The organism is Streptomyces sp. NTD91 (assembly GCF_059510455.1).
This window is the reverse complement of sequence record NZ_JCAJZW010000017.1, coordinates 1-15,887: the sequence shown is the minus strand read 5'-3', so window position 1 is coordinate 15,887 and position 15,887 is coordinate 1. Positions and strand designations below refer to the sequence as shown.

Sequence of the window (15,887 nt, the reverse complement as noted above, 5' to 3'; positions counted from 1 at the left end):
TGATCACTGGTCCTTGTGGGAGAGGGCGCGGACGGAACGGGACGGGCTGGGCCGGTCCAGATGGGCGGCCATCCACACGCTGGTGGCGGTCAGACGGCCGAGGTCGACCCCGGTCTCGATGCCGAGTCCGTGCAGCATCCAGACGAGGTCCTCGGTGGCGAGGTTGCCGGTGGCGGACTTCGCGTAGGGGCAGCCGCCGAGGCCTCCGGCCGAGGCGTCCACGGTGGTGACGCCGTGCTGGAGGGCGGCCAGGGTGTTGGCGAGCGCCTGGCCGTAGGTGTCGTGGAAGTGCACGCCGATCACGTTCGTCGGCACGCCCTTCTCGCCCAGCAGGTTCAGCAGTTCCAGGACATGGCCGGGGGTGGCCACGCCGATGGTGTCGCCGAGGCTCAGCTCGTCGCACCCCATGTCCCGCAGCGCCGTGCAGACACGGGCCACCTGGTGCAGCGGGACCGGGCCCTCCCAGGGGTCGCCGAAGCACATCGACACATAGCCGCGCACATGCACGCCCTGGTCCTTCGCCTGCCGCACCACCGGCTCGAACACGGCGAGCGACTCGTCCAGCGTGCGGTTGAGGTTGGCCTTCGCGAAGGACTCCGTGGCGCTGGCGAACACGGCGATCCGGTCGGCGCCGAGCGCCAGCGCCCGGTCCAGGCCCCGCCGGTTGGGCACCAGCACCGGGAGCGCCACCCCCTCGAGGTCGCTGACCTGCGGGAACAGCTGCTCGGCGTCCGCCAGTTGGGGCACCCACTCGGGGTGCACGAAGCTCGTCGCCTCGATCGTCGTCAGGCCCGCGTCCGCGAGTCGGTGGATGAACTCGGCCTTGATCTCGGTGGGGACGGTGCGCTTCTCGTTCTGCAGCCCGTCGCGCGCGCCGACCTCGTGGATCCGCACCCGTGCGGGCAGATCGGCGGTCGGTACGACCATGGGCAGTGCCTCGGCGCTCACAAAGCCACCTCCTCGTGCGGTGTGATCACGGCCAGCACCTGATCCATGGCGACCGTCGCGCCCGGCGTGACGTCCAGCTCGGCGACCGTGCCGGCGTGCGGGGCGGAGATGACGTGCTCCATCTTCATCGCCTCCACCACCAGCAGGCTCTGGCCCGCCGTCACCTCGTCGCCGACGGCCACCTTGACCACGGTCACCGTGCCGGGCATGGGAGCGGTGAGGGAGTCGGCGCCCGCGTGCGCGGAACGGCTCAGGGACGCGGCCACCGGGTCGTGGTCCCGCACCTGCCAGGCGTCGCCGTCGCGGCCGATCCAGTCACCGGCCCGGTGGAAGGTGTGCCGGACGCCGTCGAGGGTGACGGACACCGTGGCGCCGCTGACGGACGAGGTGCCGCGCGGGGTGTACGTCACCGGGTCCTGGACCCGGAGGTGGAAGGCGGGCGGCTTGGGGGTGCCGCCGAGCCGCCAGCCGCTCGGCACCGAGAAGGGGTCGACCCAGCCGTCCGCAGCCGGCTTCAGCTGCTCCAGTCGTACGGCCGCCGCCGCCTCGTACACCTCCTCCGGCACGTCCGTGGAGACCAGCTCGTCCACCACCCGCTCGACCAGCCCGGTGTCCAACTCGCCCGCCACCACCGCCGGATGCGCGAGCAGCCGCCGCAGGAACCCCGCGTTGGTCTGCACGCCCAGCGTGACCGTCTCCGCGAGGGCGGAGCGGAGCTTCCTCAGGGCCGTCGCCCGGTCGGGGCCGTACGCGACGACCTTGGACAGCATCGGGTCGTACAGGCTGCCGACCTCGGTGCCCTCGCTGAGCCCGGAGTCCGTGCGGACGCCGTCGCCCTGCGGTTCGTTCAGCAGCAGGACCGTGCCGCCCGAGGGGAGGAAGCCGCGCGCGGGGTCCTCCGCGCAGATGCGCGCCTCGACAGCGTGGCCGGTCAGCGTGACGTCGTCCTGGGTGAGGCCCAGCGGCTCACCGGCCGCCACCCTGAGCTGCCACTCCACCAGGTCGAGGCCGGTGACGAGTTCCGTGACCGGGTGCTCCACCTGCAGACGGGTGTTCATCTCCATGAAGTAGTACGACGACGGGTCGCCGCCCGGCACGATGAACTCCACCGTGCCCGCGCCCCGGTACCCGCAGCTGCGCGCCGCCTGCACGGCCGCCTCGCCCATGGACGCGCGCGTGGCCTCGTCCAGGAGGACGCTGGGCGCCTCCTCGACGATCTTCTGGTGCCGCCGTTGGAGGGAGCACTCGCGCTCGCCGAGGTGGACGACGTTGCCGTGACCGTCGGCCAGCACCTGGATCTCGATGTGCCGGGGCCGGTCGACCCACCGCTCCACCAGCAGTGTGTCGTCGCCGAAGGAGGCGCGGGCCTCGCGGCGGGCGGCGGCGATCTCCTCCTCCAGCACGCTCATGTCCCGCACCAGGCGCATGCCCTTGCCGCCACCGCCGGCCGACGGCTTCAGCAGGACGGGAGCCCCCAACTCACGGGCGGCCTCGGCCAGATCCGGGTCCCGTCCGCCGGGTACGACCGGCACCCCGGCCGCCTGCACGGTCTCCTTGGCGCGGATCTTGTCGCCCATGAGCGCGATCGCGTCCGCCGGCGGGCCGATGAAGACCAGCCCCGCCTCCTCGCAGGCACGCGCGAAGGCCGCGTTCTCGGCGAGGAAGCCGTATCCCGGGTGGACGGCCTGCGCGCCGGTGCGGGCGGCGGCGTCCAGCAGCCGCTCCAGGGACAGGTAGCTCTCGGCGGCCGGCGCCGGGCCGATCCGTACCGCCGTGTCGGCCTCCCGGACGTGCCGCGCGTCGGCGTCGGCGTCGGAGAAGACCGCCACCGAGCGCACGCCCAGCGAGCGGAGCGTACGGATGACGCGTACGGCGATCTCGCCCCGGTTGGCGACCAGCACTGTGTCGAACACGGTTCCCCTCCTCACATCCGGAAGACGCCGAACTGGGGATCTCCCAGAGGCGCGTTGGCGCAGGCCGTCAGGGCGAGCCCGAGCACCTGACGGGTCTGAAGCGGATCGATCACGCCGTCGTCCCAGAGCCGGGCGGTGGCGTAGTAGGCGTTGCCCTGGCGCTCGTACTGCGCGCGGATGGGTGCCTTGAAGGCCTCCTCGCCCTCTGCGGGCCACTCCTCGCCGCGCGCCTCCATCTGGTCCCGCTTGACGGTCGCCAGCACGGACGCGGCCTGCTCGCCGCCCATGACGGAGATCTTGGCGCCCGGCCACATCCACAGGAAGCGGGGGGAGTAGGCCCGGCCGCACATCGAGTAGTTGCCAGCGCCGTACGACCCGCCGACCACCACCGTCAGCTTCGGCACGCGCGTGCACGCCACGGCTGTCACCATCTTGGCGCCGTGCTTGGCGATGCCGCCCGCCTCGTAGTCCTTGCCGACCATGAACCCCGAGATGTTCTGGAGGAACACCAGCGGGATCCCGCGCTGGTCGCACAGCTCGATGAAGTGGGCGCCCTTCTGGGCGGACTCGGAGAAGAGGATGCCGTTGTTGGCGACGATCCCCACCGGGTGGCCGTGGATGCGCGCGAAGCCGGTGACCAGCGTCTGCCCGAACTCGCTCTTGAACTCCGAGAAGCGGGAGCCGTCGGTGACGCGGGCGATGATCTCGCGGACGTCGTAGGGGGTGCGGGAGTCCACGGGGACCGCGCCGTACAGCCCGTAGGGATCGACCTTGGGCTCCACCGACGGCTGGACCTCCCAGGGCAGGGACTGCCGGGCCGGGAGGGTGGCGACGATGTCGCGGACGATCCTGAGGGCGTGCGCGTCGTCCTCGGCGAGGTGGTCGGTGACACCGGACACGCGCGAGTGGACCTCGCCGCCGCCCAGCTCCTCCGCCGTCACTACCTCACCGGTGGCGGCCTTCACCAGCGGCGGGCCGCCGAGGAAGATCGTGCCCTGGTTGCGCACGATCACGGCCTCGTCGCTCATGGCGGGCACATACGCGCCGCCCGCCGTGCAGGAGCCGAGCACGGCCGCGATCTGCGGGATGCCGGCGCCGGACATCCGGGCCTGGTTGTAGAAGATCCGCCCGAAGTGCTCGCGGTCCGGGAACACCTCGTCCTGCATCGGCAGGAAGGCGCCGCCCGAGTCCACGAGGTAGACGCAGGGCAGGCGGTTGTCGAGGGCGACCTCCTGCGCGCGCAGGTGCTTCTTCACCGTCATCGGGTAGTACGTGCCGCCCTTGACGGTCGCGTCGTTCGCCACGATCACGCACTCGCGTCCGCTCACCCGCCCGATCCCGGCGATCACGCCGGCGGCGGGGGCCTGCCCGTCGTACATCCCGTCGGCCGCCAGGGGGGCCAGCTCCAGGAACGGCGAGCCCGGGTCGAGCAGTGTGTCCACCCTGTCCCGCGGCAGCATCTTGCCCCGCGCGGTGTGCCGGGCCCGCGCCTTCTCGCCGCCGCCGAGGGCCGCCGCGGCCAGCTTGCCGCGCAGCTCCTCCACGAGCGCGAGATGCGCCTGTTCGTTGGCCCGCCAGGCCTCCGACGCGGGATCTGCCGCGCTCTGAAGCTCCGGTGCCTCGTGCATTCCTGCGGTCCCCTCACCCGGTGATCGAACCTGTGCTCCGCTGTTAATGAGCGTTAACCATTTCCTTCAGGTTAACGACCGCTAACCTCGCTGTCTAGAATTGGCCGCATGGTCACCAGAACCGACGCCCCCACCCGCCGCCAGCAGATCCTCAAGGAGGCCGCCCGGCTCTTCGCCGAGCGCGGCTTCCACGGCGTCGGTGTCGACGAGATAGGCGCGGCGGTGGGCATCAGCGGCCCCGGTCTGTACCGGCACTTCCCGGGCAAGGACGCGATGCTCGCCGAGCTGCTCGTGGGCATCAGCGGTCAGCTGCTGACGGGCGCGAAGCGCCGTCTGGCCGAGGCGGACGGCCAGGCCGGCGCCTCCGCGGTCCTGGACTCCCTGATCGAGGGCCACATCGACTTCGCCCTGGACGACCGTCCCCTCATCACCCTGCACGACCGCGAGCTGGACCGCCTGCGCGACAGCGACCGCAAGCTGGTCCGCCAGCTCCAGCGGCAGTACGTCGAGCTCTGGGTGGAGGTGGTGCGCGAGGTCTACCCGGCGCTGACCGAGCAGTCGGCCCGCTCGGCCGTCCACTCGGTCTTCGGCCTGCTGAACTCCACACCGCACCTGGGTCGCGCGGGCACCCTGCCCGGCCGCGGGGCCACGGCGGCGCTGCTGCACCGAATGGCGCGGGGGGCGTTCGGGGCGGCGGGGGAGCGGTGAGCGCGGCTCCCTCCCCGTGACCGTCGTCGCAGTGTCCGCAGAGTGATCCACGTCTCTGGACGGCTCGCCGTACTCGCCGGTATCTTTCAGCTCTGAGCAAGCGCTTAGACAGGTAGCTGGAGGTGGGCGGCGTGCGCCGTACGGTGTTCAACGAGGATCACGAGGCGTTCCGGGAGACCCTTCGCGCCTTCATCGAGGCCGAGGTCGTACCCGTGTACGACGAGTGGTTCGCCGCCGGCCAGGCGCCGCGCGACTTCTACTACAAGCTCGGTGAGCTGGGCGTCTTCGGCATCAGCGTGCCGGAGGAGTTCGGCGGCGCGGGCCTGGACACCCACAAGTTCGAGGCCGTCATCTACGAGGAGACCGCCCGCGCGGGCGTCAGCTTCGGCGGCTCCGGCGTGCACGTCCTGCTCGCCCTGCCGTACATCAAGATGCTCGCCACCGACGAGCAGAAGAAGCGCTACCTGCCGAAGTTCGTCACCGGCGAGGAGATGTGGGCCATCGCGATGACCGAGCCGGGCACCGGCTCCGACCTCGCGGGCATGAAGACCACCGCCAAGCTCTCCGAGGACGGCACGCACTACGTCCTCAACGGCGCCAAGACCTTCATCACCGGCGGCGTCCACGCCGACCGCGTGATCGTGTGCGCCCGCACCTCCGCGCCGAGCGCCGAGGACCGCCGGCACGGCATCTCCCTGTTCGCCGTGGACACCAAGTCCGAGGGCTACTCCGTCGGCCGCAAGCTGGACAAGCTCGGCCTGAAGACCTCCGACACCGCCGAGCTGGCGTTCGTCGACGTCAAGGTCCCGGTCGAGGACCTGCTCGGCGAGGAGAACAAGGGCTTCCACTACCTCGGCCACAACCTGGCCTCCGAGCGCTGGGGCATCGCCTTCGGCGCCTACGCGCAGGCCAAGGCGGCCGTCCGGTTCGCCAAGCAGTACGTCCAGGAGCGCACCGTCTTCGGCAAGCCGGTCGCGCACTTCCAGAACACCAAGTTCGAGCTGGCCGCCTGCCAGGCCGAGGTCGACGCCGCCGAGGCCGTCGCCGACCGTGCGACCGAGGCCCTGGACGCCGGCGAGCTGACCCCCGCCGAGGCCGCCTCCGCCAAGCTGTTCTGCACCGAGGTCGCCCACCGCGTGATCGACCGCTGCCTCCAGCTGCACGGCGGCTACGGCTACATGAACGAGTACCCGATCGCCCGCCTGTACGCGGACAACCGCGTCAACCGCATCTACGGCGGCACCAGCGAGATCATGAAGACGATCATCGCCAAGGACATGGGCCTGTAAGACGGCGCTGTCATCGCCGTCATCACTGGCCTGTACAACTAGATGCCATGAGCCAGGCACTCCAGGATCTCCTCGATCTGCTCGACCTGGAGCAGATCGAGGAGAACATCTTCCGCGGCCGGTCCCGCTCCGCCGTCGTCCCTCGCGTGTTCGGCGGGCAGGTCGCGGCGCAGGCGCTGGTCGCGGCCGGGCGCACGGTACCCGCCGACCGGCCCGCGCACTCGCTGCACGCGTACTTCCTGCGCCCGGGCGACCCCGGCGCGCCGATCGTCTACTCCGTCGACCGCATCCGCGACGGCCGGTCCTTCACCACCCGCCGTGTGGTCGCCGTGCAGCACGGAAAGCCGATCTTCCATCTCTCGGCGTCCTTCCAGCAGTTCGAGGAAGGCCTCGACCACCAGGCGCCCATGCCGCCGTCCCCCGACCCGGCGACCCTGCCCACCTCGCAGGAGCGGCTGCGCGGTTACGACCACCTCGCCCCCGAGGTCGTCGAGCGGTTCCTGGAGGCGCGCGAGGCGATCGACCTCAGGTACGTGGAGGAGCCGCCGTACGGACAGTTCGGCGCGCCGCGCGAGCCGCACTCGCAGGTGTGGTTCCGCACCAACGGCAAACTGGACGACGACCCGTTGCTGCACGTCGTCCTCGCCACCTACGTCTCCGACATGACCCTGCTCGACTCCGTGCTGCTCGCGCACGGCCGCGGCGGCTGGGCGGTCGGTGACGTCGTGGGTGCCTCCCTCGACCACGCGATGTGGTTCCACCGGCCCTTCCGCGCCGACGAATGGCTGCTGTACGACCAGGAGTCGCCGTCCGCGCACGGCGGCCGCGGCCTGGGGCAGGCCCGCATCTACACGCAGGACGGTCGGCTCGCGATCACCGTGATCCAGGAGGGTGTCGTCCGCGTGCCGCGTGACTGATCGGTGCTTCGAGATGCCGAGTGCCCGGTGGGGAACTAATCTCTATGAGTGACGGCCGCAGCACACGGTGTGACCGCTCGACGGTTCCCGGAATCCGGGAACGGCAGACGTCGGCGGCAACATCCGTCCAGTGAGTCTTCTGCGGCGACACCTCAAGAGCGCGCCGTGCCGGTCCCCCTCAGTGAGCACGGCGTAGGCCATCCATCCGCGAACTCCTCCTGGAGCCGCGGGAGATGATGGAGACAGAAGGGTACTTTCCCATGCGAGCACAGCGCGTCAAGCGTTATGTCGTGATGTCCGCCGCGGGCCTCCTGCTGGCCGGCGGAGCCGCGATCGGTTCGGCCGGCACCGCCTCGGCGGCCCCTGCGCACAACGTCAGCTACCACGGCCGGTACGGGGGCGATTGGGACTGGGGCTGGGGCTGCGGTTGCGGCGGCTACCGCCACCGTCACCACGGGCGCCACCACGGCCATGGCCGCCGCTGGGGCGGCAACGGCTACTGGGGCAACGGCTACTGGGGCAACGGCTACTGGGGCAACGGCAACTGGAACAACGGCAACTGGGGCAACGGCAACTGGGGCAACGGCAACTGGAACAACGGCAACTGGGGCAACGGCAACTGGAACAACGGCGGCACCAGCAACAGGAGCGGCAGTTCCAGCAGCGGTACCAGCAGTGGCAACAGGAGCAGCAGCTCCAGCTCCAACAGCAGCAACAGCTCCAGCAGCAGCTGATCCGGCGCCGATCGCGCCATACTGTGCGGCTCCGCGTGCGGGGCCGCACAGTGCCACGCCGGAGCGGCGCGCAGGTGGGTCAGGAAAGGGAAAGGCCCGCCGCCGCCAGCAGATACGCCGTCATCGGGTCGTAGTGCCGCGGGCTGATCACGTGGTCGTCGAGCGGGACGACGGCCTGGAGGGTTCCCTCGGACTCGGCGAGGAACAGCGCCGGGTCGTTGCAGTCGGCGTAGCCGACCGCGTCCAGGCCGCGCTGTCCGGCGTACCCGGCCCAGCCGTGGTCCGCGACGACCAGGTCCGGCAGCGGGCGCTCCTCGCGCTCAAGTCCCTCCAGAACGGCCCGCATCGGCTCCCCGGAGTGGGTGTGCCACAGTGTCGCCCCGTGCTCCAGCACCGCCACGTCCGCGAACTGCATGACGTACCCCTCGTCCGTCTGCAGCCCGTCCGGGATCACCACGATCTCGCAGCCGGCGGCGCGCAGCGCCGCGGCCGTGGCCCGGTGCACGTCCAGCAGCCCGCCCGGATGGCCGGTGGCGAACAGCACCCGCTGTCTGTCCTCGGCCGCCTTGCGCAGGCGCGCCGCCATCCGCTCCAGGGCGTCCACGGTCAGCTCCGGGTCGATGGTGTCCTGCCCGTACCGGTACTCGGGGTCGTCGTTGACGCCGACCCGCTCGGCCATCACCGCGAGCACGTCCTGCTCGTCCGTCCAGCGGTCGCCGAGCTCCAGACCGAGCCAGAAGTTGCGGACACCGTTGGCGAGCTGACGGTAGTGGGAGAGGTTGTTCTCGCGGGGTGTGGCGACGTCTCCCGCGATACGGGTCCTCACCAGGTGGTCGACGAGCTGGGCGCGGCTGGGTGTCCCGGATATCGGCATGCCTCCATTGTGAGGCAGCACGCCACGGCCGTCCTCGGCGTACCGCCCGCTGGGACGTGACTCACGTGCCGGTCAGCCGTGCCGCAGCGCGAACCACAGCTCCATGCGCACGTCCGGGTCGTCCAGGTCGGTGTCCAACAGGGCCGCGCAGCGGGCGACGCGCTGCCGCACGGTGTTGCGGTGCACGTCCAGCGCCACCGCCGTACGGTCCCAGCTGCCGTGCAGTGCCAGCCAGTTGCGGAGGGTCTCGGCCAGCTCGGGACGGCCGGCGAGCGGGGCGAGCAGCGCGCGGGCGTGCGCCTCGGCGTCCGCCCGCGGCACCAGGTCCTCCAGGCCCGGCCGGGTGCCGTGCCGGACCAGCGGAGCGCGGGTGGCGCGGGCCCGGGCCAGGGCGCGGGCCGCCTGCGCGTCGGCGGCCGGCCACTCCCGTGGCTCCGCGGCCGCGCTCACCCCGAGTGCCCATCCCGCCTGCGGCTCCGGCACCCGCCCGCCCGGCAGCAGCACCCGTACGACGTCCCGGCCGAGGTCGACCAGCGGCGACCCCAGTGCGGCCCCGAGCGCGGAGGCGGCCACGGCGTCGGGTGGCTGGGCCTCCGGCCGGGCGTGCACGACGAGCCACTGTCCGGCGCCGAGCAGCGGGGCGACCTCCTCGGGCGGGGAGCCCAGCAGCAGCCGTACCAGGGCGGAGGAGCGGGCGGCACCGGCACCGCTGTGGTGCTCACCGGTCAGCAGCGACAGCAGCACGGAGGCGACCGAGGCGATGGTGTTGTCCCCGGGCTCACGGCGTGCGGCGGCCACCCCGAGGGCGAATCCCTCACCGGAACCGAGCGCGTACACGCAGAGATGGGTGCCGCCGAGCGTCTCGGTGGCGGAGGCGGGGACGGGGCGTGCCACCGTCGCCGGGCCGTCCGCGGGGCGCACCACCGTCGCCAGGGCGGCCAGGGCCGTGCCGGTCTCCTCGTCCGGGGTGCGGCCCGCCGTGGCGACCGGCGTGCCGTCGGGGCCGTAGAGCACCGCCTGCCCGGAGAGATGCCGGGCCAGGCGGCGCAGCACCGAGGGCACCGGGTCCGGGCGGGCGGCGGCCGCGGCGAGGCTCTGCTGGGCCTCCGTGACGCGGCGGAGTTCGGCCAGGCGGGCCTGGGCCATCAGCTGCCACACCGCCCGGGCCACGCCGGAGAAGGTGGTCTGCGGCGGGACCTCCAGCAGGGGGAGCCGGTGGCGCTCGCAGGCGGCCACCAGCGCGCGCGGGACCGTGTCGTGCACCGGGGCCAGGCCGAAGCCGAGGGCCGTGCCGCCGGCCTCGACGATCCGGGAGACGTAGTCCTCGAAGTACTCCTCCAGCCCCGACTCCTCCTCCGCTGCCGACGCCGCTCGGGCGGGGGGACCTCCCTGACCGGGGGCACCCCCGCCCGAGCCCGTCGGCTCCGGGATGTGCACCCCGGCCGTGAGCAGCAGCTCGCCGCCCAGCAGGTACGGGTACGGGTCGGCCATCTCCGAGGTGTGCGCCCAGTGGATCACGATCGAGGGGCCGGACGGGCCCGCGATCTGGCGCAGGGCCAGGTCCTCCCGGGCCAGCAACGCCGACAGCGGGACCGGTGGGGTCGGTGGGACCGCCGGGGCGATCAGCGCGGTTGTCTCCGGCATGATGTGCGGAACCTCCATCCGGGCCGGTGCGGATGGACGAAACGTACACTTCGCAGTCGCTTTCCGGCCACCTAGTGTCAGGTCAGACCGGCAGCCGCGGGTACGGGCGGATGTCCCCGCGATCTGTTGCCGGCTCGTCCCCACGCACCTGCACGACACGCCACCGGAATGTGCGCGAAGGAGGGCCGCCAATGGCCGTCGACTACACCGTGATCGTCGTCTATCTCGCCGGCATGCTGGCCATGGGCTGGTGGGGCTTGCGCCGTGCCAGGTCCAAGAGCGACTTCCTGGTGGCGGGCCGCCGCCTGGGACCCGCCATGTACTCCGGCACCATGGCGGCGATCGTCCTCGGGGGTGCCTCCACCATCGGCGGTGTGGGCCTCGGCTACCGGTACGGCCTGTCCGGTGCCTGGATGGTCTTCACCATCGGCCTCGGCCTGCTGGCGCTGTCGGTCTTCTTCTCCGCCCGCATCGCGCGCCTGAAGGTCTACACCGTCTCCGAGATGCTGGACCTGCGGTACGGAGGCAGGGCCGGTGTCATCTCCGGCGTGGTCATGTGGGCCTACACCCTCATGCTGGCCGTCACCTCGACCATCGCCTACGCCACGATCTTCGACGTCCTGTTCGACATGAACCGGACCCTCGCCATCGTCCTCGGCGGCTCGATCGTCGTCGCCTACTCCACCCTCGGCGGCATGTGGTCCATCACCCTGACCGACATGGTCCAGTTCGTGGTGAAGACCATCGGCGTCCTGCTGCTGCTCCTGCCGATCGCGGTCGTCAAGGCGGGCGGCTTCTCCGAGATGAAGGCCAAGCTGCCGACCTCGTACTTCGACCCGCTGGGCATCGGCGGCCAGACGATCTTCACCTATGTCCTGATCTACACGTTCGGCATGCTGATCGGCCAGGACATCTGGCAGCGCGTGTTCACCGCCCGCAGCGACAGAACCGCCAAGTGGGGCGGCACGGTGGCCGGCACCTACTGCCTGGCCTACGCCCTCGCCGGCGCGGTGATCGGCACCGCCGCCAAGGTGCTCCACCCCGAGCTCGGCAGCCCCGACGACGCCTTCGCCACCATCGTCAAGGACGAACTGCCCGTCGGTGTGCGCGGCCTGGTGCTGGCCGCCGCCCTCGCCGCCGTGATGTCCACCTCCTCGGGCGCCCTGATCGCCTGCGCCACGGTCGCCAACAACGACATCTGGTCGCGGCTGCGGGGGCTCACCCGACGGTCCTCCGAGGGCCACGACGAGGTCGGCGGCAACCGCGCCTTCATCCTGATCATGGGTGTGGCGGTGATCGGCACGGCGATCGCCCTGAACAACGTGGTGGAGGCGCTGACCGTGGCGTACGACCTCCTCGTCGGCGGCCTGCTCGTCCCCATCCTCGGCGGCCTGCTGTGGAAGCGCGGCACCGTCCAGGGCGCGCTCGCCTCCGTGATCGTCGGCGGCCTCGCGGTGATCGGCCTGATGGCGGGGTACGGCATCCTCGCCAACGAGCCCGTCTACTACGGCCTGCTCGCCTCCCTCGCCGCCTACGGCGTCGTCTCCCTGGCCACCAGGCCCACCGACGAGGCCGTCCTCGCCACCTGGCGCGAGCGCCTGGCCGGACGGAACCCCGAACTCGCGTCCGAACCGGTCCCAGCTCACCAGTAGAGTCATAGGGAAGCAGTACAAGCGCGACGAAGCGCAAGAAAGAAGGCAATTGACCATGAGCAGCAACGAGACGCCCCGCGGCCCCGTCGACTCCTCCCGCATTCCGCGGTACGCCGGCCCCGCCACCTTCGCCCGGCTGCCCCGCCTGGACGAGGTCGGCGCCGCCGACGTCGCCGTCGTCGGCGTGCCGTTCGACTCCGGCGTCTCGTACCGGCCGGGCGCCCGCTTCGGCGGCAACGCCATCCGTGAGGCGTCCCGGCTGCTGCGCCCGTACAACCCGGCGCAGGACGCCTCCCCCTTCGCCCTGGCGCAGGTGGCGGACGGCGGCGACATCGCCGTGAACCCGTTCAACATCAACGAGGCCGTCGAGACCATCGAGGCAGCGGCGGACGAGCTGCTCGGCACCGGCGCCCGCCTGATGACGCTGGGCGGCGACCACACCATCGCGCTGCCGCTGCTGCGGAGCGTCGCGAAGAAGCACGGCCCGGTCGCCCTGCTCCACTTCGACGCGCACCTCGACACCTGGGACACCTATTTCGGCGCCGAGTACACCCACGGCACCCCGTTCCGCCGCGCGGTGGAGGAGGGCATCCTCGACACCTCGGCCCTCTCCCACGTCGGCACGCGCGGCCCGCTGTACGGCAAGCAGGACCTCACCGACGACGAGAAGATGGGCTTCGGCATCGTCACCTCCGCCGACGTCTACCGCCGGGGTGCCGACGAGATCGCCGACCAGTTGCGCCAGCGCATCGGCGACCGCCCGCTGTACGTCTCCATCGACATCGACTGCCTCGACCCGGCCCACGCGCCCGGCACGGGCACGCCGGAGGCGGGCGGCATGACCTCCCGGGAGCTGCTGGAGATCCTGCGCGGCCTGGCGTCCTGCAACCTGGTCTCGGCGGACGTCGTCGAGGTCGCGCCGGCCTACGACCACGCCGAGATCACGTCCGTGGCCGCCTCGCACACGGCGTACGAACTGACCACCATCATGAGCCGCCAGATCGCCGCGGCCCGCAACGCCTGACTCTCCCAGGGGACCGAGAGCTGTGACGCACGACCACGACCTGGTACTGAGCCCGACCGATCAGCAGACGGCGGCGGCGCTCAACCCTCCCCCCGGCCGGAACGGCGGAGACCTGGTCGTGGAGACGCTGGCCGGGCTGGGCGCGACGACCGTCTTCGGCCTCCCCGGCCAGCACGCCCTGGGCATGTTCGACGCCCTGCGCAGGTCTTCCCTGCGGTATGTGGGCCTGCGTGTCGAGAACAACGCGGGCTTCGCGGCGGACGCGTACGGGAGGATCACCGGCGAGGCGGCCCCGCTGCTGCTCTCGACGGGCCCCGGCGCGCTGACGTCGCTCGCGGCACTCCAGGAAGCGGCAGCGGCGTCGGCCCCCGTGCTCGCGATCAGCAGCCAGATCCCGACGGCCGGCCTGGGCGGCGGCCGCCACGGCTACCTCCACGAACTGCCCGACCAGGCGGCCTCGTTCCGGGGCGTGGTGAAGTCGGTGCACACCGTCCGCACGCAGTCCCAGATCCCGTCCGCGATCGCGGCGGCCTGGAAGTCTGCGCTGACGGCACCGCACGGCCCGGTGTGGGTGGAGATCCCGCAGGACGTGCTCCTGGCCCCGGCCGCCCTGCCCGTGGTGACGGCGCCGGACGCCACCCCGGAGGACCTGGTCCCGCGCCCGGAACTGACGGCGGTGGCGGCGCACCTGCTGTCGCACGCCACCCGCCCGGCGATCATCGCGGGCGGCGGGGTCGTACGGTCCGACGCCTCGGGGAAGCTGAGGGCACTGGCGGAGAAGCTTCGGGCACCGGTGGTGACGACGTTCGGCGGCAAGGGCGCGTTCCCGTGGGAGCATCCGCTGTCGCTCCAGTCCTGGCTGGAGGACCGGCACACCACGGACTTCCTGGAGGACGCGGACGTCCTGCTGGTCGTGGGCTCGGGCCTGGGTGAACTGTCCTCGAACTACCACACGTTCAGGCCGCGCGGCCGGATGATCCAGATCGAGGCCGACCTCGGCAAGCTGGAGTCCAACCACCCGGCGCTGGGCATCCACGCCGACGCCCGGCCGGCGCTCCAGGCCCTGCTGGAGACGGTGGAGGAGCGGACGGACGCGTCGGCGCCGGGGCGGGTGCGGGAACTGCTGGAGAAGGTGGCCGCCCGCATCGCCTGCCAGGAACTGGCCCTGGAACAGCGGGTGCTGGCGTCCGTACGCCGCGCACTGCCCGCCGATTCCCCCTCCTTCTGGGACATGACGATCCTGGCGTACTGGGCATGGTCGGCCTTCGACCCCCGGGGCGCGAACACCATGCACTCGGCGCAGGGTGCCGGTGGCCTCGGCTACGGCTTCCCGGCGGCTCTGGGCGCGGCGGCCGCCGATCCGGCCCGCCCGGTGCTGGCGGTGTCGGGCGACGGCGGCGCGCTGTACTCGGTCGCGGAACTGGCCACGGCACGCCAGTACGACCTGCCGGTCACCTGGCTGATCGTCGACGACGGCGGCTACGGCATCCTGCGCGAGTACATGACGGACGCCTTCGGCCAGGCCACGGCGACCGAACTCGCCCGCCCGGACTACGTCGCCCTCGCCGAGTCCTTCGGCGTCCCCGGGGTCCGTACGACCCCGGAGACCCTGGAGGCGGACCTGGCGAAGGCGCTGGCGGCACCGGGTCCCTCGGTGGTCGTGCTCCCGGCGGTGCTGCGCATGTTCGCGCCGACGCACCGACAGGCGTAGGGCATGTCGGCGTGCCTCAGTGGCACGTGCTCGAGCCGCTGATGTAGACCTGCGTCGGGTGCGCCCCGTTGAACGCCCGTCCCTCGTCGGGCTTCATACAGATCGTGGGGTAATCGGAGAACCTCACGTAGGCGACGTCGTCGTGCCGGGTGTTGACCGCGCCCACGGTGGTCACGCTGGCGGCCACCGGAGCGTTCACCGAGTTTGCCCCGGACCGCGTATGACACCGTCCCCGTCCCCCTCCATTTCGGCGAAGGGACGCCACGGCACCGGCTGCACGGGCAAGGACCCCGAGACGTACGCCTGCGGGGCGGATCCCGTGCCGGTGACCCTGGGGCGACGGAGCTTCTCCGGACCGACGGTGGTCAAGATCCGGCACAGCGCGGCCTGCGGTGCGGTGTGGGCACGGATCGACCTCGGCAAGGTGGGGGACCGGGCGGAGATCCTCGTACCGCGTCACACCCCGTGGCGGATCGAGGTCAAGGACCGGTACGACGCGAAGGACTCCCTTTCGACGCCGATGGTCGCCGTGTCCGGGTCCGACCTGGACGGCGTACGCGCCTGCCTGGTCCGCGACGCGGAGCGGCACTGCTTCGGCCCGGAGCGTCAGCCACGGCGGGCGGCCGGGGCGACTTTTTCCGGAGCTTCCGAAGGCTGGTGCCGCAACAGGCAACGTTCGCCCCGTCGCGACGCCCGGCACGCTCCGGCACTGCCTCAAGGGCGTGGGAGGTGCCCCCACTCGCCGCACCGGGCACGAACCCGAGTACATCCGGTACGAGGGCTTGCACCCGGCACGCCGAGAGCACGCACCGGACGCCGCTCCTTGACGGGCAAGCGTTGCCTGC

General features: G+C 71.8%; 14 protein-coding genes. 8 read left to right on the top strand and 6 right to left on the bottom strand.

All coding sequences use genetic code 11. From position 1 onward, the window contains the following. Window positions 1-3: 3 nt before the first annotated feature. From AC5WRT_RS19025 to AC5WRT_RS19015, 3 genes are read right to left on the bottom strand one after another with little or no spacing between them, the layout of a single operon-like run. Window positions 4-927 (bottom strand): hydroxymethylglutaryl-CoA lyase, encoded by a 924-nt coding sequence (locus AC5WRT_RS19025; protein WP_496095009.1) that lies wholly within the window; start codon window positions 925-927, stop codon window positions 4-6. Between the two features lie 17 nt (window positions 928-944). After that, window positions 945-2,861: an acetyl/propionyl/methylcrotonyl-CoA carboxylase subunit alpha gene (locus tag AC5WRT_RS19020; RefSeq protein WP_496094991.1), complete on the bottom strand. Its 1,917-nt coding sequence runs from the start codon at window positions 2,859-2,861 to the stop codon at window positions 945-947. Between the two features lie 11 nt (window positions 2,862-2,872). Next, entirely contained in the window at window positions 2,873-4,489 is a 1,617-nt protein-coding gene (locus AC5WRT_RS19015; RefSeq protein ID WP_496094992.1) for a carboxyl transferase domain-containing protein, read from the bottom strand. A 108-nt stretch (window positions 4,490-4,597) separates the two neighbouring features. On the opposite strand from AC5WRT_RS19015, the gene AC5WRT_RS19010 reads away from it, so the two are divergent. The 4 genes from AC5WRT_RS19010 to AC5WRT_RS18995 all read left to right on the top strand — a co-directional run bounded on the left by AC5WRT_RS19010 (window position 4,598) and on the right by AC5WRT_RS18995 (window position 8,137). Then, complete coding sequence (locus tag AC5WRT_RS19010) at window positions 4,598-5,197, top strand: SACE_7040 family transcriptional regulator (protein ID WP_496094993.1); 600 nt, start codon at window positions 4,598-4,600, stop codon at window positions 5,195-5,197. A gap of 131 nt (window positions 5,198-5,328) precedes the next feature. Next, window positions 5,329-6,486 carry an acyl-CoA dehydrogenase family protein gene (locus AC5WRT_RS19005; RefSeq protein ID WP_496094994.1) on the top strand — a complete coding sequence of 386 codons (1,158 nt, stop codon included), beginning with the start codon at window positions 5,329-5,331 and terminating at the stop codon, window positions 6,484-6,486. 47 nt (window positions 6,487-6,533) lie between these two features. Then, entirely contained in the window at window positions 6,534-7,403 is an 870-nt protein-coding gene (gene tesB, locus AC5WRT_RS19000) for an acyl-CoA thioesterase II (protein ID WP_496094995.1), read from the top strand. Window positions 7,404-7,663: 260 nt separating this feature from the next. Next, entirely contained in the window at window positions 7,664-8,137 is a 474-nt protein-coding gene (locus AC5WRT_RS18995) for a hypothetical protein (protein WP_496100426.1), read from the top strand. A 79-nt stretch (window positions 8,138-8,216) separates the two neighbouring features. Here the strand turns inward: AC5WRT_RS18995 and AC5WRT_RS18990 are convergent, their stop codons facing one another. Beyond that, entirely contained in the window at window positions 8,217-9,011 is a 795-nt protein-coding gene (locus tag AC5WRT_RS18990; protein WP_496094997.1) for a phosphatase, read from the bottom strand. Window positions 9,012-9,083: 72 nt separating this feature from the next. Then, on the bottom strand, window positions 9,084-10,655 hold the full coding sequence (locus tag AC5WRT_RS18985; protein ID WP_496100425.1) for a PucR family transcriptional regulator ligand-binding domain-containing protein: 1,572 nt from the start codon (window positions 10,653-10,655) through the stop codon (window positions 9,084-9,086). A 191-nt stretch (window positions 10,656-10,846) separates the two neighbouring features. On the opposite strand from AC5WRT_RS18985, the gene AC5WRT_RS18980 reads away from it, so the two are divergent. Genes AC5WRT_RS18980 through AC5WRT_RS18970 form a run of 3 tightly spaced genes read left to right on the top strand, consistent with a single transcriptional unit; the run spans window position 10,847 to window position 15,042 of the window. Beyond that, the gene (locus AC5WRT_RS18980) at window positions 10,847-12,307 is read left to right on the top strand and encodes a sodium:solute symporter family protein (protein ID WP_496094999.1); all 1,461 of its coding nucleotides are present in this window, start codon (window positions 10,847-10,849) and stop codon (window positions 12,305-12,307) included. 55 nt (window positions 12,308-12,362) lie between these two features. Then, window positions 12,363-13,331 (top strand): agmatinase, encoded by a 969-nt coding sequence (gene speB / locus AC5WRT_RS18975; RefSeq protein ID WP_496095000.1) that lies wholly within the window; start codon window positions 12,363-12,365, stop codon window positions 13,329-13,331. Window positions 13,332-13,353: 22 nt separating this feature from the next. Continuing rightward, window positions 13,354-15,042 (top strand): thiamine pyrophosphate-binding protein, encoded by a 1,689-nt coding sequence (locus tag AC5WRT_RS18970; protein ID WP_496095001.1) that lies wholly within the window; start codon window positions 13,354-13,356, stop codon window positions 15,040-15,042. Between the two features lie 16 nt (window positions 15,043-15,058). Here the strand turns inward: AC5WRT_RS18970 and AC5WRT_RS18965 are convergent, their stop codons facing one another. Then, on the bottom strand, window positions 15,059-15,229 hold the full coding sequence (locus AC5WRT_RS18965; RefSeq protein WP_496095002.1) for a hypothetical protein: 171 nt from the start codon (window positions 15,227-15,229) through the stop codon (window positions 15,059-15,061). 33 nt (window positions 15,230-15,262) lie between these two features. Here AC5WRT_RS18965 and AC5WRT_RS18960 point away from each other — a divergent pair. Continuing rightward, on the top strand, window positions 15,263-15,887 hold a 625-nt coding region (locus tag AC5WRT_RS18960), incomplete at its 3' end, for a DUF2690 domain-containing protein (RefSeq protein ID WP_496095003.1).

Excerpts from the sequence above, each read along its gene's own strand:
- AC5WRT_RS19025 (WP_496095009.1), bottom strand. The coding sequence starts at position 927 with ATGGTCGTACCGACCGCCGATCTGCCCGCACGGGTGCGGATCCACGAG.
- AC5WRT_RS19015 (WP_496094992.1), bottom strand. The coding sequence starts at position 4,489 with ATGCACGAGGCACCGGAGCTTCAGAGCGCGGCAGATCCCGCGTCGGAG.
- AC5WRT_RS19010 (WP_496094993.1), top strand. The coding sequence starts at position 4,598 with ATGGTCACCAGAACCGACGCCCCCACCCGCCGCCAGCAGATCCTCAAG.
- tesB (WP_496094995.1), top strand. The coding sequence starts at position 6,534 with ATGAGCCAGGCACTCCAGGATCTCCTCGATCTGCTCGACCTGGAGCAG.
- AC5WRT_RS18995 (WP_496100426.1), top strand. The coding sequence starts at position 7,664 with ATGCGAGCACAGCGCGTCAAGCGTTATGTCGTGATGTCCGCCGCGGGC.
- AC5WRT_RS18990 (WP_496094997.1), bottom strand. The coding sequence starts at position 9,011 with ATGCCGATATCCGGGACACCCAGCCGCGCCCAGCTCGTCGACCACCTG.
- AC5WRT_RS18985 (WP_496100425.1), bottom strand. The coding sequence starts at position 10,655 with ATGCCGGAGACAACCGCGCTGATCGCCCCGGCGGTCCCACCGACCCCA.
- AC5WRT_RS18980 (WP_496094999.1), top strand. The coding sequence starts at position 10,847 with ATGGCCGTCGACTACACCGTGATCGTCGTCTATCTCGCCGGCATGCTG.
- speB (WP_496095000.1), top strand. The coding sequence starts at position 12,363 with ATGAGCAGCAACGAGACGCCCCGCGGCCCCGTCGACTCCTCCCGCATT.